At 67.7% G+C, this 19,076-nt stretch carries 14 protein-coding genes; 3 read left to right on the forward strand and 11 right to left on the reverse strand.

Annotation, left to right across the window (positions count from 1 at the left end):
- Positions 1-37 precede the first annotated feature (37 nt).
- The 3 genes from G503_RS0107350 to serC all read right to left on the reverse strand — a co-directional run bounded on the left by G503_RS0107350 (position 38) and on the right by serC (position 4,406).
- Entirely contained in the window at positions 38-1,558 is a 1,521-nt protein-coding gene (locus tag G503_RS0107350) for a 2-isopropylmalate synthase (RefSeq protein ID WP_028027072.1), read from the reverse strand.
- Positions 1,559-1,718: 160 nt separating this feature from the next.
- On the reverse strand, positions 1,719-3,296 hold the full coding sequence (serA, locus tag G503_RS0107355) for a phosphoglycerate dehydrogenase (protein ID WP_028027073.1): 1,578 nt from the start codon (positions 3,294-3,296) through the stop codon (positions 1,719-1,721).
- A 27-nt stretch (positions 3,297-3,323) separates the two neighbouring features.
- The gene (serC, locus tag G503_RS0107360; protein ID WP_028027074.1) at positions 3,324-4,406 is read right to left on the reverse strand and encodes a 3-phosphoserine/phosphohydroxythreonine transaminase; all 1,083 of its coding nucleotides are present in this window, start codon (positions 4,404-4,406) and stop codon (positions 3,324-3,326) included.
- Positions 4,407-4,824: 418 nt separating this feature from the next.
- On the opposite strand from serC, the gene G503_RS0107365 reads away from it, so the two are divergent.
- Both G503_RS0107365 and G503_RS0107370 read left to right on the forward strand, forming a co-directional pair.
- Positions 4,825-5,079 carry a glutaredoxin family protein gene (locus tag G503_RS0107365; RefSeq protein WP_028027075.1) on the forward strand — a complete coding sequence of 85 codons (255 nt, stop codon included), beginning with the start codon at positions 4,825-4,827 and terminating at the stop codon, positions 5,077-5,079.
- Between the two features lie 102 nt (positions 5,080-5,181).
- The gene (locus tag G503_RS0107370) at positions 5,182-5,958 is read left to right on the forward strand and encodes a dimethylarginine dimethylaminohydrolase family protein (RefSeq protein ID WP_028027076.1); all 777 of its coding nucleotides are present in this window, start codon (positions 5,182-5,184) and stop codon (positions 5,956-5,958) included.
- Between the two features lie 177 nt (positions 5,959-6,135).
- On the opposite strand, the gene G503_RS0107375 is transcribed toward G503_RS0107370, so the two are convergent.
- The 5 genes from G503_RS0107375 to G503_RS0107395 all read right to left on the reverse strand — a co-directional run bounded on the left by G503_RS0107375 (position 6,136) and on the right by G503_RS0107395 (position 14,495).
- Positions 6,136-6,441 (reverse strand): F-box domain-containing protein, encoded by a 306-nt coding sequence (locus tag G503_RS0107375; protein WP_028027077.1) that lies wholly within the window; start codon positions 6,439-6,441, stop codon positions 6,136-6,138.
- Positions 6,438-10,406 carry a UvrD-helicase domain-containing protein gene (locus G503_RS14295; protein ID WP_051191036.1) on the reverse strand — a complete coding sequence of 1,323 codons (3,969 nt, stop codon included), beginning with the start codon at positions 10,404-10,406 and terminating at the stop codon, positions 6,438-6,440. Before G503_RS14295 ends, G503_RS0107375 begins: the two co-directional genes overlap by 4 nt.
- A complete protein-coding gene (locus G503_RS0107385; protein WP_028027078.1) occupies positions 10,403-13,147 on the reverse strand; it encodes a PD-(D/E)XK nuclease family protein in 2,745 nt (914 codons plus the stop codon). The genes G503_RS14295 and G503_RS0107385 overlap by 4 nt, the downstream gene beginning before the upstream one ends.
- A gap of 78 nt (positions 13,148-13,225) precedes the next feature.
- A complete protein-coding gene (locus G503_RS15645) occupies positions 13,226-14,176 on the reverse strand; it encodes a tetratricopeptide repeat protein (RefSeq protein ID WP_051191037.1) in 951 nt (316 codons plus the stop codon).
- Positions 14,169-14,495, reverse strand: coding sequence for an HIRAN domain-containing protein (locus G503_RS0107395; protein ID WP_169628153.1), 327 nt, complete (start codon positions 14,493-14,495; stop codon positions 14,169-14,171). The genes G503_RS15645 and G503_RS0107395 overlap by 8 nt, the downstream gene beginning before the upstream one ends.
- A gap of 186 nt (positions 14,496-14,681) precedes the next feature.
- Here G503_RS0107395 and G503_RS0107400 point away from each other — a divergent pair, with 186 nt between their 5' ends.
- On the forward strand, positions 14,682-14,951 hold the full coding sequence (locus tag G503_RS0107400) for a hypothetical protein (RefSeq protein ID WP_028027080.1): 270 nt from the start codon (positions 14,682-14,684) through the stop codon (positions 14,949-14,951).
- A gap of 13 nt (positions 14,952-14,964) precedes the next feature.
- On the opposite strand, the gene G503_RS14305 is transcribed toward G503_RS0107400, so the two are convergent.
- Genes G503_RS14305 through G503_RS0107415 form a run of 3 tightly spaced genes read right to left on the reverse strand, consistent with a single transcriptional unit; the run spans position 14,965 to position 18,958 of the window.
- Positions 14,965-16,461: a DUF2130 domain-containing protein gene (locus G503_RS14305; RefSeq protein ID WP_084636395.1), complete on the reverse strand. Its 1,497-nt coding sequence runs from the start codon at positions 16,459-16,461 to the stop codon at positions 14,965-14,967.
- Between the two features lie 44 nt (positions 16,462-16,505).
- Positions 16,506-18,479, reverse strand: coding sequence for a beta-propeller domain-containing protein (locus G503_RS14310; RefSeq protein ID WP_051191038.1), 1,974 nt, complete (start codon positions 18,477-18,479; stop codon positions 16,506-16,508).
- Positions 18,476-18,958, reverse strand: a complete 483-nt coding sequence (locus G503_RS0107415; protein ID WP_028027081.1) for an RNA polymerase sigma factor — start codon at positions 18,956-18,958, stop codon at positions 18,476-18,478. The genes G503_RS14310 and G503_RS0107415 overlap by 4 nt, the downstream gene beginning before the upstream one ends.
- Positions 18,959-19,076: the final 118 nt, after the last annotated feature.

Consider the following 19,076-nt stretch of genomic DNA (forward strand, 5'->3'; position numbering starts at 1 on the left):
AAGGGGCGCGCTTTCCGGCGCGCGACCGCGCAGCGCCCTAGCGCTTCTCGGCAAGCAGGCGGTTGAGCGCGTTCAGATAGGCCTTGGCCGAGGACACGATGATGTCCCCGTCGGCACCGCGGCCCACGTACACCTCGCCGCCGGCGGCCTTCACGCGCACGGTCACCTCGCCGAGCGCGTCGATGCCGCGGGTAACCGCCGTCACCGCGAACTCGGACAGGTCGTTGTCCACCTGCACGATCTGGGCGATGGCCTTGTACACCGCATCGATGGGGCCGGTGCCCCAGTCGCATACGGTACGCTCGTCGCCCTCGGGCCCGCGCAGGGTGACGGTGGCCGTGGGCTTCAACGGGAAGCCGCAGCTCACCTGCACGCCCTCCAGGGTGTAGAGCGCCGTCAGCTCGCGGTCGCTCTCGTTGACGAGGGCTTCCAGATCCTCGTCGTAGACTTCCTTCTTCTTGTCGGCCACATCCAAAAAGGCGGTGTAGATGCGGTCGAGCTCATCGCCCTCGTAGACATAGCCCAGCTCCTCCAGGCGGTGCTTCAAGGCCGCGTGCCCGCTGCGGGCCGTCAGCACGATCTGGCTGGCCCCCACGCCCACCTCGGCCGGGTCGATGATCTCGTAGGTGTCGCGCTTCTTCAGCACGCCGTCCTGGTGGATGCCCGAGGAGTGCGCGAAGGCGTTGGCTCCCACGATGGCCTTGTTGGCCTGCACGTTCATGCCCGTGATGGAGCTGACCAGACGGCTCGCCTTGATGAACTCGCGAGCGTTGATATCGGTGTGGGCGTCCAGCTCGGCACCGTGCATGCGCATGGCCATGACCACTTCCTCCATGGCCGTGTTGCCCGCGCGCTCGCCCAGGCCGTTGATGGTGCACTCGATCTGCGTGGCGCCGTTGCGCACGCCCGCGAGCGACAGCGCCGTGGCCATGCCCAGGTCGTTGTGGCAGTGCACCGACACCGTGACGTCCTCGATGCCCTTCACGTGATCCATGAGGTACTTGATGCGCGCGCCAAAGTCCTCAGGCAGCGAGTAACCCGTGGTGTCGGGGATGTTCACCACCGTGGCGCCGGCGGCGATGACCGCCTCGATGACCCGCGCCAGGAAGGCGAAGTCGGAACGACCCGCGTCCTCGGCGTAGAACTGCACGTCCTCGACGAACTTCTTCGCGTAGCTCACGCACTTCACGGCGCGCTCGACGCACTCGTCCTCGGTGATGCGCAGCTTGTCGCGCATGTGCGAGGGCGACACGCCGATGCCCGTGTGGATGCGGGGGCGCTTGGCGTAGCGCAGCGCGTCGGCGGCCGAGTCGATGTCCTTCTCCACCGCACGAGTGAGGGCGCACACCGTGGCGGCGTCACCTGCCAGCTCGGCGATGCGGCGCACGCTCTCGAAATCGCCCGGGCTGGAAATAGGGAAGCCAGCCTCGATGATATCCACATTCAGGCGAAGGAGCTCACGCGCGATGACCAGCTTCTCCTCGGTGTTCATGGAAGCACCGGGCGACTGCTCGCCGTCGCGCAACGTGGTGTCGAAGATGTCGATCTTGCGTGTCATGCCGTTCCTTCTTTCCTTCCGTGGTCCCGCGTCGCGCGGCGCGGGCAAAACTGACCGAGAGCATCATAGCAAAACGAGCAGCGCCACCTCGCGATGGCGCCATTAAAACGCTGTTAAAACTTCCTATAGCACGATATCGCGCTCGGCGATGGCGCCTCACCTATAGCACGAGGCGCCAAAGATTGCGCAGCTCGATGGTGGAGAACAGAGCGGAGAGCACCTCGTCGTCCACAGGTCGGTCAACGTTCATGTAGACCAGCGCGCAGTCCTCAGAGGGCTTCGTGCCGATCTGCATGGTGGTGATGTTCACACCCACCTTGCCCAGGATGGTGCCGATGGTGCCGATGCGGCCGGGACCGTCCACGTACTCGAAGACGAGCGACTGCTTGGCCGGAGCGATGTCGATCTTGTAGTCGAGCAGCGAGATGATACGCGGGATGTGCTCGGTGCCGTACAGCGTGGCCGCCACCTCGATGCCGTCGGCGCTGAGACGCACATAGGAGGCGTACTCCTGGGCATCGGGGATGCGGGCCGTGCTGACGGCGATGCCGTGGCTGGCCGCGATGGCCTCGGCGTTGGCCGCCGTGAACGAGCCGATACGGCGATAGGACAGACCGCCGTCGAGCACTGCCGCCAGAAGAGGGGCCGGATCGGCGTCGCGAATGGCGCCCGCCAGCTCCAGCTTCACCTGGCGGGGCGTATGGCCGAGAATCTGAGAGGCCAGAGACCCCATCATCTTGCAAGCGGGCACATAGGGACCCACCGCATCGATCACCTCGGGGGGCAGCGGCGCCAGGTTCACCGCCGTGGCCACCATGCCGCCCTCCAGGCCCGTGGCGACGGCCTCGGCTATCTGAGTGCTCGCCCGCCGCTGGGCCTCGTGGGTCATGGGCGAGAGATGCGGCGTGAGCACGGCTGCGGAGAACCCGTGCAGGGGCGAGTCCGTGCAGGGCTCCTCATCGAAGGAGTCCAGGCCCACGCCGAAGATCTTGCCAGCGGCCACGAAGTCGGCCAGGGCATCCACGTCGAAGATGCCACCGCGTGCGGCGTTCACCAGCACCACGCCGTCCTTCATAGCGGCGAACTCGTCGGCGCCGAACATGCCAAGGGTGTTCACCGTGCGGGGCAGGTGCACCGTGATGAAATCGGCCTGGGCTAGCACCGGGGCCATATCTTCGTACAGCTTGACCCCCAAGTGCAGAGCGCGCTCGGCCGAGCAGTAAGGGTCATGCCCGATAAGACTCATGCCGAAGGCGGCGGCCCGCTCGGCCACCAGGCCGCCCACGCGACCCAAGCCGAAGATGGCCAGCGTCTTGCCGTACAGCTCGCAGCCCATGAAGTCGGCCCGGCGCCACTGGCCGGCATGCATCGAGGCCGAGGCCTCGGGAATGTGGCGGGCCGCGGCCAGCAGCAGGGCCATGGTGTGCTCAGCGGCCGAGATCACATTGGAGTTCGGGGCGTTACACACGATGATGCCGCGCTCGGTGGCCGCATCAATGTCGATGTTGTCCACAGTGACGCCGGCCCGACCGATGATCTTCAGGTTCTCGGCCGCATCCAGCAGCGCGGTGGTCACCTGGGTATTCGGATGCACGATGAGCCCGTCGTAGGGCGCGATGGCCCCGATGAGCGCCTCGGGCGTGGGCTCGATGAGCACGTCCACCTGAAAGCCGCGCTCGGTCAGCGACTCGATACCCTCGGCCACCAAGTCTTCCGTCACCAGGATCTTCTTCGTCATGGCGCGTCCTTTCGCCTCGGGTCTCGCCTAGCCGTTGTTGCGCTCGAACTCGGCCATGAAGGCCACGAGCGCCTCCACGCCAGCCTTCGGCATGGCGTTGTAGATGCTCGCGCGCATGCCGCCCACCGAACGATGGCCCTTGATGGACTCGATGCCGTGGGACTTCGCCTCGGCCACGAACAAGGCGTCCAGCTCGGCCGAGCCGGTCACGAAGGGCACGTTCATAAGAGAGCGATCCTCCTTGCGGGCGGTGCCGCGGAAGAGCTTGCTCTGATCGAGGTAATCGTAGAGGATGGCGGCCTTCTCGCGGTTGCGCTCGGCCATGACGGCCAAGCCGCCCATCTCCTTCAGCCACTTGAACACGAGCCCGCAGATGTAGATGCCGTAGGCCGGCGGGGTGTTGGACAGCGACTTGGCCTCCACCTGGGTGGTGTAGCGCATGATGGAGGGGGTGAAAGGCAGCACGTCCTCGCGCACCAGATCGTCGCGGACGATGACGATGGTCACGCCGGCCGGACCGATGTTCTTCTGCACGCCGCCGTAGATGAGGCCGAACTTCGACACGTCCATGGGCTCGGAGAGGAACATGGAGCTGACATCGGTCACGAGCGGGATAGCGCCGGTATCGGGCAGCGCCGGGTAGGTGGTGCCGTAGATGGTCTCGTTCTGGCAGATGTAGACGTAGTCGGCCTGGGGGTCGAACTGAAGGCCCGCCACGTCGGGCACGTAGGAGAAGTTCTCGTCCTCGGAGGAGGCCACACAGCGCGCCTCGCCGTAGAGCTGGGCTTCCTTGAAGGCCTTCTTCGACCAGGAGCCGGACACGATGTAGTCGGCTTTCTTGTTCCTCATGAGATTCATCGGGATGGCCGCGAACTGCTGGGTGGCACCGCCCTGCAGGAAGAGCACCTGGTAGTTGTCGGGAATGGCCATAAGCTCGCGCAAATCGGCCTCGGCGGTCTCGATGATCTCGGCGAAGGGTTTGGAGCGGTGGCTCATCTCCATGACGGACATGCCGGTGCCGTTGTAGTCGAGCATCTCGGCGGCCGCCTGGCGCAGCACCTCCTCGGGCAGCACGGCGGGACCGGCGGAAAAGTTGTAGACCCTACCCATGTTCTCGTTCTCCTTCGTCGTAGGCCCGCATCGCCGCGCGGGCGCATGACCCGGGCTACCTGTTGCTTGCCCGGCCATTGTACCCCCAACGGTGAGCGGAAAGCCCCACGTAAGGGCCGAGCGGCACCTTCACCATGCGCCAACCGCTGGCCCGCGCCGTTCCCTTTAGCACCGGCGAGCACATTGAGATTTTGTGGACAAGAAGCCGTCGAGTGAGCTCGCCATTCCCCTCGGAAAAGGAAAAGCGACGGTTACGCTTTGTTTAAGGCCGAAAAACCCGTCTTTTCACCCGCAAAACGACCTTTAGAATGCAGGTTGACCGCCTTGACAGCTCACTCGACGGCTTTTTGTCCACAAAACCCGAAAGTGCTCCCCTCTCCGAGCGGAAACCGAGACCGCCAAACGAAAGGAACCCGCAATGTATCTGGACAATATGGTTCTGTACTACAAGCCTACCTGCCCCTTCTGCCAGAAGGTGCTCGCCTTCATGGAAGAGGAGGACATCGCCCTGCCCATGCGCAACACCTTGGAGCCGGGTGTGGGGGACGACCTCGCGCGCATCGCCGGCAAGATCCAGGTGCCCTGCCTGGTGGTCGACGGCGAGCCGATGTTCGAGTCCGACGACATCATCCGCTTCCTGGGCGATCTGCTAATCGAGCGAGAAGAGGGATAGCATCGGTAAAATCGGGAATCTCGAACCCGTTGACTCCCTGTTAGGGATACACTGTACCCGCGCATAAGCGATCTGTGTTTCCGCAACGACAAGGAGCCATCTATGACCAAATTCGAGAATGTCATCGTTCGCCGGCCCGGCAAGTCGCTCTGCGACGGCATCACCAGCGCGCCCGAGCTGGGGCAGCCCATCTACGAGCGCGCCATCGAGGAGCACGACGACTACATCGAGGCACTCAAGAAGTGCGGCGTGGCCGTCACGGTGCTGCCCGCGCTGGAGGAGTTCCCCGACTCTTGCTTTGTGGAGGATCCGGCGGTCATCACCCGCTGCGGCGCTATCATCACCAACCCCGGCGCCGATTCCCGCAACGGCGAGAAGGACGCCATCGAGCCGACCATCCGCCTGTTCTTCGACGACGACAAGGTAAAGCACATCGTGGCCCCGGGCACCCTCGACGGCGGCGACGTCATGATGGTGGGCGACCACTTCTTCGTGGGCCGTTCGGCCCGCACCAACGAGGAGGGCATCCGCCAGTTCATCGAGATCCTGGAAGGCTGGGGCCTGTCCGGCTCCGAGGTGCCGCTGGAGGAGGTGCTGCACCTGAAGACCGGCGTGAACTACCTGGAGGACGGCAACATGCTCGTGTCCGGCGAGTTCATCGACAAGCCCGACTTCGCCGAGTACAACAAGGTGATCGTGCCCGAGGACGAGGCCTACGGCGCCAACTGCATCTGGGTGAACGGCACCGTCATCGTGCCCGAGGGCTATCCCACCGTGCTGAAAGCGGTGCAGGACCTCGGCTACAAGACGCTTGTGGTGGACACCTCCGAGTACCGCAAGGTCGACGGCGGCCTGAGCTGTCTGTCCCTGCGCTTCTAAATTCGCGTCGCTGGCGAAGCACGAGGAGCCCCCAGTGGGGCTCCTCTTTTTTTGTCTCCTGGCGGTTGAACGGAACGACGCGCGGGAGCGGCCGGGCAGCAGGGCGCGGTCGCTCCCGCGCTGGCGCGGCCAGCGGCACTGCCCCCGCGCCCGCAACACCGGGGCCGCCTGTTCGCTCTATTCCACGGTGCCGTAGACCTGACCCCAGGCGTGGCCGGCGATGGCGCTGTTCAGCTGGGTGCACAGACGAGCGCGGGTATAGTCGCCGGGCGGCAGCAGAGTGACGATGCGCAGAAGCTCTTCGGGCAGATCGGCGGCCTCGGCGGCCACCACCACATCGAGGCGGCGCACGGTGGCGCCGATGGCCTCGGCGATGGCAGGGTCCAGATCGCCGAAGGGCGCGTAGAGCGCGTTCACGATATCTTGGAGCGCGCCGTAGTACTCGCTGCGCTCGCGGTTGGTTCCCTGGTGCTCTCGGGTCACGAGACCGCCTCCTTCTGCTTGGCCTGGATGAGCGCCTCCAACTGCGGCAGGTCGCTCGCCTCGAAATGATAGGGCACGATCTGGGGATCGCGGGGATTGTCGGCCGATTGGTGCTCGATGCGCAGAAAATGCGCATCCACCGACGTGTAGCCGGCCCGCATGAGGGCATAGGCGTAGCAGCTGGCCTGGAGACGGTGCTTCCCGTCGAGCGCCTCGGGGGTCTCATCGGGCGTGCCGCCGGTCTTGTAGTCGATGAGCAGGGCTGCCCCGTCGCCGTTGTCGGCCAAGCCGTCGATCTCCCCTTCCAGGAAGAACCCCTCTGGGGCGGCCGCTGTGTCTGCTGCGCTTGCTGCGCCTGCTTCGACCGCGGCGGCCGGGTCTGCTGCGGCGGCGGATGGGGCCGGCACCGCGACGATGAAGGGCACCTCGGCGCCACGATGGGCGAAGTCGGAGAAGCGAGCGGCCTCGTCGCTGGCGAGCCAGCGGGCCAGGGCCGTGCGCAGGCGCTGCTGCTGGGACGCCGACAGGGCCTCTTTCTGGATCTGCGCCGTGATGGCCGCCTCGTCAGGGCAGAAGAGCGCACCTCGATCGCTGCGCTCGATGGCCTGCTGAGCCAGACGGTGGAAGGCGGTGCCAAGAGCCGTAGCCGATTCGGCGGGATTCGCGCCCGACAAATCCGAGCCCGCAACGTCAAGCGAGAACGCGGCGGCAATTGCCTCCGCCGCGGATGCGGCCGCCGCGGGAGACGCGCCCGACGGGCCCAAGGCCGCGCGAGGGACGCCCGCTTCCTCGGAGCCGCTCTCCGCGACGGTTCCGAGCGGCGAGGCCGCCCCGGCGCCTTCCTCACCGCCCATGACATCGGGCAGCAGCGGCGCGATCGGCCCGTCGGCCGCCACGGGCTCGTCGCTGTCGGCGTGGGCGCCCGACAGCGACGTGTAGGAGTACAGCCCCGCCCGGGCGAAGTTGAAGGGCACAGCCGGCGGCAACGGAGGCACGGCCCGCTCGGGCACGACAAACGGCCGGAGCGCTTCTGTCGCGCCCCCCTCATCTTCCGCACGCTTCACGGCAGGCGACGAAGCGCCGGCGCCGCAGGGAGCCGACTCATCCGACGGGGCACCGTCGGCGTCGGGAGCGCTCGGTTCCCCCGGTGCGCTCTCTCCCGCCGGCGCTTCGTCGCCCTCGGCCTCATCGGCAGCCGGGCGCAGCATCTGGAAGACGATGCGCGCCGGAGCGCTGCCGCCGTAGGCGGCCTCGGTCACCGAACGCTCGCCCTCGCAGCTCCATTCTAAGGCACGGTAGAGGTCTTCGAAGATGCCCGTGCCCTCGTAGCCCTTGGCGGGATCGCGGCGGAACACCAGCGACAGGAACAGCGACTTGCTCGCCCGGGTCAGGGCCACGTACAGCAGCCGCCGTGCCTCGGCCAGGGCCTGGGCCCGCGCGTAGGCGCCCAGCACCCGATAGCGACCGCCGAGGGTCAAGCACCCCAGCGCCTCGACGGGATCGTCGGCCTCGGTCAAGAGGGCCTCGGGCTCTTCGTCGGCATCCACCCCCAGCTTCCGCGCCAGATCATCGAACTTTCGCGCCGCGTCCTGCCAGGGAACAAGGGGCATGAAGCTGGCGGCGGCAAAGCTGGCCGAACCCACGTTCTCCACCACCAGCCGGCCGGCGCCTTCGATGCCGTCCTTCAGGTCGGCCACGGCCACATGGGGAAACTCCAGGCCCTTCGAGGCGTGCACCGTCATGATGCGCACGAAGTCGCCCTCGGCCGTGGCCAGGGCCCCCGGCGCTTCCTTGGCGCAGGCCAAGTGGGCGTCGAAGGCCTGCGCGAGAGAGGCGATGCCTGTCGCGTCCTCGGCCAGATCGCCCACGATGCGCAGGGCCTTGGCGAAGTTCGCAGCCTGGGCAAGGCCGTCGACCCCGGCCGCTTGCAGGCGATCGAGCAGGCCCGAGGCCACGAGCAACTGGCGCAGGGCACGCACGGGCCGCCCCTCCCTCGCCATGCGGGCGAAGGCTGCCAGCAGGGTTCGGACGCTGCCCAGGGCCTCCCGGTCGTTCTCGGACAGGCCCAGCTCGACGGCCCACTCCCCCAAATGCGGCCCCAGAAGGCCCGAGGAGAGGCGGCACGAGCGCATCGAGCCGTCCTCGACCCTGGCCGAGGCGAGAGCCAACAGGGCATCGTCGGAGACGGCGAACAGCGGGGAGGCGATCACTGCGTAGAGCGCCTCGTCGTCGGCCACATTCGTCGCCCAGCGCAGCAGGGCGGCCACCAGCTGCGGCTCGGCCATGGAGGAGAACACCGAGCCGCCGGCGATCATGGAGGCCAGGCCCACTTCCCGCAACGCCTCAGCGTAGCGATGGGCGTGGCCCATCTTCCCCAGCAAGATGACCATGTCGCCCGGCCGCGCCCCGGCGGCAGCCAGGTCAGCGAAGTGCTCGGCCACGGCCCGTGCCGCCGCGCCACGCGCCTCGGCCGAGGGCAGCCCGCGAAACGGATAGTGGGTCACTGCGGCGCTCACCCGCGGCCGACCCGTGCCGTCGAACAGGGCGTCAGGCTTACCGTTGACGGGCCCCTTGGCGGCCAGGCGCAGAAAGTCGTCGCCGAACACCTCGGACTGGGAGAACACGGACTCTACGAAGGCCAGCACGTCGCCGTGGCTGCGGAAGTTCCAGTCCAGCTCGACAAGGGCGCCCCCGCCGGCCCGGCCGCACAGATCGGCCTGGTATTCCGTGAACACGTTCACGTCGGCGCCGCGGAAACGGTAGATGGACTGCTGGGCGTCGCCCACGGTGCACACGTTGGCGAAGCCGGGCCGGGCGATGCGGCCGATGATGTCTACCTGCAAACGGTCGGTGTCCTGGAACTCGTCCACCATGATGATCTTGAAACGGCGGCGCAGGGCATCGGCGATGGAGGGATGCTCGGCCAGGGCCCGGGCGCACGTGGTGAGCAGGTCGTTGTTATCCAGGCGCGAGGGGCCCTTCAAGGCGGCGAACTGATCGTCGATCTCGCGGGCCAGAGCGACCACCGCCGCCTGCCAGCGCTGGGCCAGGGCGGCGCGCACCTCGCGCTCCAGGGCGATCATGGCCGTCTGCCAGGCCTCGAAGGCTCCGACATCCTCTTTGGCGATGCGAGCGCCCGTGGACAGGGGCAGCCCGTAGAAGGCGGCGCAGAAGCCCTCCGCATCGAAGTCCTCATCGGCGAAAGCACCTCCTGTGCTTTCGGCCAACCACGCCTCGGCCGCCTGGGCGGCCTCGTGCAGACGGTCGCGGAAGGCGGCCTTCTTCGCCGAGGGCTTCATCCAGGTATCGGCCACGGCTCGCATCTCGCCGGCGGCTTCCACGGCGCCGCGCATCAGGGCCGAGGGGCTGACCACCGCGCCGGCGGTGTCCAAACCCGCAAAGCCCGCGGGCATGGCGCTGACGCGCTCGCGCACCGCGGCGGCATATTCCACGACGCCCTTGTCGTTGAAGGACGACCCCCGCAGCTTCTCGCGGGCCAAAAGGTCGCGCACGAGCCCCGAGGGCGCCTCCTCGGCCCGAGCCACCACTTCCTCGATGGCCTCGGCCAGAAGCTCGTCGGCCTCCACTTCCCCGATCACCTCGAAAGCCGGATCGAGGCCCACCTCCAAGGCATGCTCGCGCAGAATGCGGGCGGCCATGCCGTGAATGGTGGACACCCAGGCGTCGTCCACCGACAGGGCCTCCTCTTCCAGCCCCTCTTCGATGAGCAGTCCCTTGATGCGGCCCTTCAACTCGGCAGCGGCCTTCGTGGTGAAGGTAATAGCCAGAAGCTCGCCCACCGAAGCGAGATAGGGCGCCTCCCCCTCTCCGGGGGCCAGCGCGTAGGCCACGCGCTGAGTGAGGGTGAAGGTCTTGCCCGAGCCGGCGCCGGCCGACACCATGAGCGGCTCATCGAGGGTGGTCACGACCTGGCGCTGGCCCGTGGTGCAGCGTTCGAGATTCACGACAGCCTCCTTTCGCAGTTCGGAACGGGGCAGTGCTCGCACACCCAGGCTCCGCGCGGAGCGGGGGCGATCTCGCCACGGTAGAGCCCCTCCAGGGCCGCGGCGATCTGAGATTCCACCGTATCCAGGTAGGCCTCGAAGTTCATGGGCACCAGGGAGGCACCCTTCACGAAGGGATCGTCCTCGAACACCGCGCCGTCGGCGGCCCCGGCCACCAGGTCCTTGTCGGTACGGGCGCGATAGCCCAGGTACAGGGCACCGGCGCAGTGCAGCCCCTCCAAGGCAGGGCGCAGAGCCTGAGCGTACACGAGCGCCTGCACCCGCCCGGGCACCGGCGGCACGACGGCGTCTTCGTCCATGGCCGCGGCGTAGGGAGCGCCCACGGCCCCCTTGTAATCCACCACGGTGAATCGTCCCGCGTCCCTGTCCACATCGATGCGATCCACACGACCGTTCACCCGCACGCCAGCGTAATCCACGGCATCCTCCACCGCAATGGGGCGCTCGTGGCCGTGCACGGCATAGGAGGGGGCGAAGCGGCTCTGGCGGCGCAGGCTCTCGGCGATCTGGTCGCGCAGGCGCTCCACTTCCAGCCGCTCGGCACGGCTCAAGGGCAGCAGGCGCCCCTCCCCCGCCTCCAGCGTGCGCTGGCGGCCGAGCTCGGCATCCACCACCTCGGCCAGCACCGTCTCGCAATGGGCCCACTGCTCGGGCACGACCCGCACGATGCCCTCATCGGCCAGGCGATCGTAGAAGCGGGCGAACACCCCATGGACGAAGCTGCCCTTCTCCAGAGGGCCGAAGGCCTCGTCGGGGGCACTCGGGCGCAGGCGACGTTGAACGAACCAGGCATAGGGACAGCCCAGATAGAGCTCCAAAGCCGAGGGGGACAGCACCACCAGCCTGCGGCCTTCCTCGCGCACCGTGCGCAGGAAGTCCACCAGGGCGAGGCGATCCAGGCACCCGCGCACGGGATTCGCAAGCGCGAGGCCGCCCGTCACTGGGGCGTACGTTTCGCCAAGACCGGCCACTAGATCGTCCTCGCCGCGGCAGATCGCATCGGCAGCCAGCGGCACGGGTAGGTCGAACAGGTCTCGGTCGGTCTCGCTCCAAGCCCGCGCCGCTGCCCCGTCGCCGTCGGCCAAGGCCCGGGCGCGTCCCGCCTCGGCAAGGCGCGCGGCGTACTCCTTCAGCACGAAAGCGGGGTAGGCCTCCTCGCCCGAGGCCTGGCGCTGGGGCACCACGCAGGCGAAGCGGGCCCGGGCCGCGCCCATGGCGGCGGCGAAGCGGCGGCGCTGCTCGTCGAGAGCAGCGCCGCGCTCGGGCAGGCCCAGCTTCTCCGCCAGCTCGTCGAGGGCCGTCGCGCGGCTCGCCGCGGGGAAGGCAGCGTCAGTCAGATCGGCCAGGATCACCGCATCGTAGCTGTCGGGCACGAGCGACCCCAGGCGAGCGAGGGCCGCGAACTCCACCGAGGGCGCGCCCGGGACCGACGGCGACAGAGCGCTCACGGGCACCGTCGCCTGGCGGGCGAGGCCAAGCGCCGACGCGGGGGCGCACCCGAGTGCCGCGGCGGCATCCAGGGCCGTCGCCAGGGCGGCCACGGCGGCCGACTCGCAGGAACGCGCCACAACGGACAGCCCGGTCGCCCCGCGCAGATGCGCCCCGATGGCATCCAAAGCCCTCGCGCGCTCCTGGAAGCCGGCATCGCTCCCGGCCGCAAGGGTCGCGAAGGAAGCGAACGTCGGCGACAAGTCGCTCAGGCGCTCGGCCATGGCGGCCCCGTCGATGAGACGATCGGCCCGCAACGCGCCGTTAAGGCGCCGTGCGTCCCGCGCCCCCACGGCAGCCAGCGGGTTGTAGGCGAAGTCGGTCGCGGCGGCCACGGGGCGCGCCTGGGACGCGACGCGCTCCACGGCAGCCAGGGCCCGACCGAACCACGTCCGGTCGAAGGCCACCGGACAGCGCAGGGCGCAAGCGACCCCGTCGGCGGCGAGGGCGGGGGCCAGAGCGTCATAGAGCGGCCGTGGATCGGGAGCGACCACGAGCACAGCGTGCTCGCCGGCCTCCAGGGCGGTCCCAATCTCGTCGTGCACGAGAGCAGCCGCGGCCGTCGGCCCCGCGGGCACGAGAAAGCGCGGGCAGACCCCCGCCGGCAGCGACGGCAGGACGCTGGGGGCCGAGCCCGCGGCCCGGGCCCCCTCGCCGCAGCCGAAGCATCGCAGCAGCGCCGCAAGGCCCGGACCCGCGTCCACGGGATCGACCGCGCTCACCGCCAGGCAGGGCACCGCCCCCGCAGCCACGGCCCCGGCCAGCAGGAACGCCGCCTCGTCAGACTCCACGAGCCCGGCCTCGGCCAGCCGCGCCTCGTAGCGGCGCCCGAGCTCCAGAACGGCCCGCTCGCGATCGGTCAGTGGGACAGCGTCCTGACACGCGCGCTTCAAAGCGCTTCCGTAGCGGGCGAAGAACCGGGACAGCAGATCCACGGTGCCCGGCGAGGCCACGAGCGTGTTTTGGCCATCCATCAGCTCTGCCACGATCAGCGAGCGCTGGGCGCCCTCCACCAGCACGCGCCCATCGCCCCACAGCTCCCACAACTCCGCCGTCAACGCCGCCGCCGTCGTTCGCCGGCAGCCCAGCGAGCTCGGACCGGCGATGCTCGCGGCGCCGTCGCGCGCGTTGCGGCGCGCGACGGCATTCGCTTTCTCGATGGTGCGGTACAACTCAACCGTGCTCTGGAACAAAACGCATCCTCCTCGTGAAAAAGCCAGGGGTTCATTCTACCCCGACCACCCGGCCCCCAACGGTTGCACGAGGCTTTTTCAGTAGCACCCCGCAATCTCCTGGGCCATGCGTGCCACCCCGCGCCGGGCCTCCAGCCGTTCGCGCTTGAAGTGCCACTGGCCCTGGTCGAACGCGGCCCCCAGGGCGCAGGCGGCCAGACGGTACCAGCTGCGGGCCCGCCGAAAGCTCTGCTCTCCCCCGCGTCCGCACTCATAGGCCCGCGCCAGGCGCAGCGCCGCGTTGCCCGTGCTGGCCCGATCCTCGTCGAGACGGCCGCTTTCCACGTGAAAGGCGCGGCGGTACAGATCGAGAGCCCGCGCCTCGTTGGCCGCGCACCCCCGCCCCGCGGCCACCAGATCGCCCAAACGCCAGCAGCACTCGCCGTGGCCGTGCAGGGCCCCGTAGGAGAAGTGCAGGTAGGCCCGCTCGTCGCACGGGGTGTCGGCGCTGTGCAGCGCGCGCGACTCCAACAGCCCGCGCCAGTACTCGCCCTCGCACAGATCGCCCTCGTAGATGATGCCCAGACGACAGTGGGCCGCCGCGCAGCCGCGCTGGGCCGCATGGAGCAGCAGGATCTCCGCCGCCCGATAGCAATCGATGCGGCGCCGGCGATGCTCTTCCCCGACCAAGCCCAGCGCCTCGGCCACGTAGATCTCGGCTAGCTCGAAGGCACGCCAACCACCGCGGTCGGGACCGGAAGGGTACGAGGCCACGAAGGCGCGCCCAGCACCGTCGGGATCGGCGATGGCCTCGCTCACCCAGATGCGGGGCAAGCGCTCGGCGGTCTCTGCCCCCTTGCGATCCACGGCGAACACGCCGTTGCACTCGCGGCGCCGCTGCCAGGCGGCACCGCGCAGCACGCGGGGCGTGAAGCTGGCATCGGCACCGCCGTTGGCACGGCGCACGCTCGGCGAGCCGAACACGGCGTTGGCGGCGCGCTGGGCGAACGTGACCGCGTTGCTGCGATGGGACAGGACGGCGCTAGTCATTGAGATGCACCTCCATCACCAAGCGGCACCACGAGCCCACCTGCTCGCGGGCAACCAGGCGTCCGTCCACCGACTTGCCGCCGTCGATGAGGCGGCCCACGAACTCATTGCACTCGCAGGACACGTACCCGACGCGACGGTTGCCGCTGTCGCGCACCTCCACGGCCCAGGGATCGAAGCGGTTGCCCGCGTCGCGCACCAGCGCGAAGCGATCGCCGGGCCGGTAGTTCTCGGCCATCTCGGCCATGCCCGCCACGTGGCGCGTGCCGGCCACCGTAGTGTTTTCCACGACGCAGATTGATTGAGTTGCGTTCGCCATGGCATCCTCCATCTCGTTGAATATGATGAAGACATCATAAGGGCGGCGCTTCTTCTCTGTGTCCCCTTTTAAGGACACAGAGAAGAAGTTCGGTCATCGCGTGTGCAGATTGTTAGCCATAGTTGATCCCCTTTAGAGCCCATGGTAGACTGCCGCGAAAACACCCTTCCCTGAAACGAGGACGCCATGGCGAGCAAGAAGTCGAAGAAGGCTAAGAAAGACAAGAAGCAGCAGAAGGCCCTGGCCGACAAGAAGACTGACAAGCTCAAACGCAAGAAAAAGCAGACCGGCTGCAAGGGCGAGAAGAGCGCTCGGGGATGCAAGGGCTGCGAGAAGGCCCGCACCGCCCTGAAGATCGAGCGCTGCACCTGCTGCAAGAAGCACTGCCCGCTTTCCAAGCCCAAGTGCGGCAAGGGTCGCCGTCTGGCCGCCGCCCTGAAGCTGCGCCAGGGGTAGCGCCCGCCAGCTCCTACTCGTCCTCGACGATCTCTGCCTCCACCTCGGGAATCGCCTTGTCCGCCTCATCGGCCCCGCTGCGGGAGTCGTCGGCAGCGCGCACCTCTCGCGCCTCATCGAACAGAGCCCGCATAGTGGGATTCTTGCGCGTGAGCTTCTTCACCGTGAGGTCCTCGGCCTTATCGTTGGCAAGACGCAGCTGGTTCTCGCTGCCGATGAGGTTGTCCTTGATCTTCTGCAAATGATCGATGGACTTGTCGATCTCCTCGATGGCCTTGCGGAACTTGTCGGAAGCGATGCGGTAGTTGCGACCGAACTTGTCCTTAAAGTCGGCCAGCTGGTCCTCGAAGTTCGTCACGTCGATATTCTGCTGGCGCACCAGAGCCAGTTCGCGGCGGTACTCCAGCGACGAGAGCGCCGCGTTGCGCAGAAGCGTGATGAGCGGGATGAAGAACTGCGGGCGGATGACGTACATCTTATCGTAGCGGTAGGACACATCGGTGATGCCGGCGTTGTACAGCTCGTTTTCCGGCTCCAGCAGCGACACGAGCACGGCGTACTCGCAGCCCTTCTTCGTGCGGTCGCCGTCGAGCTTCTTGAAGTGGGACTCGTTGGTCTTCTTGTGGGTGGAGTCGTCGGCCTCGTTCTTCATCTCAAACATGATGGAGACGATCTCGTTGCCCTCCTCGTCGAAGTCGCGGAAGACGAAGTCGCCCTTGGTGCCCTCAACTACCTCGTTGTCCTTCTCGAAATAGGCGCGCGGGAAGGCCGTGGGGCGCAGGCGGTTGAACTCGATCTCGCAGTGCTGCTCCAACGTCTCGCCGAGCATCTTCGTGGACAGGCGCGCCTTCATGTCCTGGATGCGCTCGATCTCGCGCTCGCGATCGGCGATGAGCTCGTCTTTCATCTTCAGGCGCTCGGCCAGCTCCACCTTGTGCTCGGCCGCGGCCCGCACCAGAGCATCCTGCTCGCGAGCCACCTGGGCCCGCAGCTCGTCGCGCTCGCGCTCCACGGCCACCCGGGCGTCCTTGGCCGCTGCCTCGGCGCGCTGCACGGCCAACTGCATCTCCATGGACGCCTGCTGACGGGCGGCCGCAAGCTTCTGGGCCAGCTCGTCCCGCTCGCGCACGAGGGCCGCCTGGCTGTTCTCCGCAGCAAGGCGCAAGGTCTGCTCCTGGGCCGCCATCTGGGCCTTCAGCGCCTCCAGCTGCTGCTCGAGCGCAGCCTTCTCGCCCTGGGCCGTCAGCTGGAAATCCTTGGCCTGAACCTTGAAGCGCTCGGTCTGGGCGGCCAGCTCGCCTTCCCGTTCGGCGAGTTGAGCCCGCAGCGCCTCCTCGGCCCGAGCAACGGCAAGGGCCGTCTCCTGGCGATGGGCCTCCTCGGCGAGACGGCCGCGCTCGGCCAGTTCCCGCTGGAATTCCTGATCGCGCACTTGGTTCAGCAGGGCCGCGTATCCGCTCTCGTCTACCGTGAACACCTCGCCGCAGCGGGGGCACCGAATCTCGCTCATATCGCTCGCTTTCGCCGCTCGTTGATCTCGCGAGGTCTATCCTACTACAACTCCAGCGCGGCGATGGGCTCGCCATCCTGAAGTCCGAAGCTCTCGATGGAGCCGTCGGTGGCCACATAGAGCACGTCAGCTATGCGCAGGCCGCGCACCGGGGCTCCAGGATCGTTGGTCACCGGAACGCGTAGATTTTCGGCGAATCCCGTCTCGTCATCGTAGCCGAACAGGTAATAGCGCTCGACGTCGCTATAGTACGCCGACTCGCCCCCATCCCCGGGATCTTCCGTCGCCTCCAACCCGCGAGCGGAAAAGCCGATCAGATTGCGGTCGGGCTCCACGAGCACGGCGCGGTAGTCGTACAGCGCCTCAATGTCCCAAATCCCTTCCAACACCAGTGTGCCCGCCTCGGTCACGTTCGCGGGATCGGAGGTGTCGAACATGGTGAGCTTGGCGCTACCCGTGCCCCCGTCTGTGGCATCCCAGCCGATACCGAGCAGACGGCCCTCCCCGTAGGGGTGCAGGTAGGCCGAGAAGCCCGGAATCTTCAACTCGCCGACGATCCGGGGCGCTGCGGGATCCGACAGATCCACCGTGAACAGCGGATCCACCTGACGGAACGTGACGAAATAGCCCACATCGCCCATGAAGCGGGCCGACTGCACCGTCTCCCCCTCGGCGAGCCCCACGATGGAGCCCGCCTCGTTCATGGCCCCATCTAAAACGAATAGGGCGTTGGTTGTCTGCCCCGCCTCCCCGTAGATGGTGGTGACCACGCGCAGGTACCCCTCGTGTTCGTCGATGCTGAAGCTGTCGTTCACCGTTCCGCGCACAGTGCACTGGCCGGCGGCGCTCACCTTCCCCTCCTCGTAGGTCAAACGCACGATGTCGGTGGCACTGTTCTTGCCGCGATAGTTGTCTTCGTAGATATAGATGGCCTCGGAGCCCACATACAGCTCGCCTGAGCAATGGAGAAGGCCCTTTTGAGCTGTGACGCCCGCGGGATCGTCGGCCGGCACGGCCGTGACCACCAAGTAGCCGTTGGCCTCGCCGTCGGCGGGCAGGAAGATGTCGTCCCATCCGAGGGGCCGTCCGTCCACCAGCGGTGCCGCGGCAGCAGGATCCCCGTCGCGCGGGGCTTCGTAGAAGGAGAGGAAGCTGAACACGTAGAGATAGCCGTCGGTGAAGCGCGAGGTGCGGTAGGCGCCGCTCTGGGTAACCGAGCCCACCTCGGCCGGCTGCGACGGATCGGACACATCGAAGGTGACCACCTGGGTGCCGACCTCCTCGATGTCGGCCTCGTACCATGCGGTGGTCGTCAGCACGAACAAGCGACCGCCATCCAGATAGAACTCCACGATGGAGCGCCCCGAGGGCACCTCGATGGAGCCCACCGATTCCAGAGAGCCCCCGTCGGCGCGCACGATGGCGATGCGGCTGCCGTCATCGGTCAGCACATAGAGGCACGAGCCGTCGGTCTTCACCACATCGGCCTCGTCGACCCCCGCGGTGCGCAGGTTCGTGGTAGAGAAATCGCCGCTCGCAGCCGCGGCAGAAGCCGATGACGCGCCTGTGTCGCCCCCCGCGACGGCCATATCCTCGACCACATCGCCGGCATCCTTTGCCGTACCGTCACCGAACAGGCCGAAGAACCCCTCGTCCGCACCACCGCGCTCCGAAGCGATGCGGTCCTGGTAAGCCGCGAAGCAGGCGGCTACCTCGTCGTAGCTGGAGGCCGTGCGCACCGCCGTGGCTTCGCCGAAGACCAACGGGGCCGAGCGGACGGCCTCGTGAGGCGCGCTGCCGAGCAGACTCGCACCCCAAGCGGCGCCCAAGCCAGCCACAGCCACGAGCAGCACGGCCGCGGCCGCCAACCAGCGGCGATGTCGGGGGCGGCGCGGGGCCACTGGCGACTCGGCTCCCAGGCGCTCCATCATGGCATCGGGCTTAAGGGACGGCGGAACGGGCACGGCCTCGGCCGCGCGGCGCAGCGCGCCCACGGTGCGTTTCTCATCCTGGTTCATTGCACACCACCTTCCAAGATCGAGGCCATCTGCTCCAGGGCGCGCTTGCGCCGGCTGCGAACGGTACTCGGGTTCATCTGCATCATCGCGCCGATCTCGCGGCTGTTGTAGCCACCGAAGACGGAAAGCCCCACCACCAGGCGATCGGACTCCCCCAAAGCGGCGAAGGCGCCGCGCACGGCCAGCACGTCGGCCCCGTCCAGGGCAGCCGGCACGGGAGCGTTGAGCCCTTCGGGGTCGGCGGCCGCGCAACGCTTGCCTACGGCCAAGCGCCGACGGCAGCGGTTGGCCACGATCTGAAACAGCCACGACTTGAACGCCTCGGCGCGGCGCAGCTGACCTCGATGCTCGTAGGCGGCGAGCACCCCTTCGGCTACGGCGTCCTCGGCATCGTGGGCGTTGCCCGTTACGCAGAGGGCGAAACGGTAGAGGTCCCCGTACAGCAGTCGATAGCGTTCAGCAAAAGCCTGCGCATCCACGGCACCCCTCCTCTCTTCTCAAGACGTCTCGCCCATAAGATTCCCCGGCACCCGTCAGTGTTGCAAGAAATTTCGAAACTCCCCCAATTCACCATGAAACCGCGGCGCTCGGCTCGCA

The organism is Adlercreutzia mucosicola DSM 19490 (genome assembly GCF_000422625.1).
In the GTDB taxonomy this organism is placed as follows: domain Bacteria; phylum Actinomycetota; class Coriobacteriia; order Coriobacteriales; family Eggerthellaceae; genus Adlercreutzia; species Adlercreutzia mucosicola.

Bases quoted from the DNA above. Each gene is read 5' to 3' on its own strand.
- G503_RS0107350 (WP_028027072.1), bottom strand. From the start codon at position 1,558: ATGACACGCAAGATCGACATCTTCGACACCACGTTGCGCGACGGCGAG.
- serA (WP_028027073.1), bottom strand. From the start codon at position 3,296: ATGACGAAGAAGATCCTGGTGACGGAAGACTTGGTGGCCGAGGGTATC.
- serC (WP_028027074.1), bottom strand. From the start codon at position 4,406: ATGGGTAGGGTCTACAACTTTTCCGCCGGTCCCGCCGTGCTGCCCGAG.
- G503_RS0107365 (WP_028027075.1), top strand. From the start codon at position 4,825: ATGTATCTGGACAATATGGTTCTGTACTACAAGCCTACCTGCCCCTTC.
- G503_RS0107370 (WP_028027076.1), top strand. From the start codon at position 5,182: ATGACCAAATTCGAGAATGTCATCGTTCGCCGGCCCGGCAAGTCGCTC.
- G503_RS15645 (WP_051191037.1), bottom strand. From the start codon at position 14,176: ATGACTAGCGCCGTCCTGTCCCATCGCAGCAACGCGGTCACGTTCGCC.
- G503_RS0107395 (WP_169628153.1), bottom strand. From the start codon at position 14,495: ATGGCGAACGCAACTCAATCAATCTGCGTCGTGGAAAACACTACGGTG.
- G503_RS0107400 (WP_028027080.1), top strand. From the start codon at position 14,682: ATGGCGAGCAAGAAGTCGAAGAAGGCTAAGAAAGACAAGAAGCAGCAG.
- G503_RS14305 (WP_084636395.1), bottom strand. From the start codon at position 16,461: ATGAGCGAGATTCGGTGCCCCCGCTGCGGCGAGGTGTTCACGGTAGAC.
- G503_RS14310 (WP_051191038.1), bottom strand. From the start codon at position 18,479: ATGAACCAGGATGAGAAACGCACCGTGGGCGCGCTGCGCCGCGCGGCC.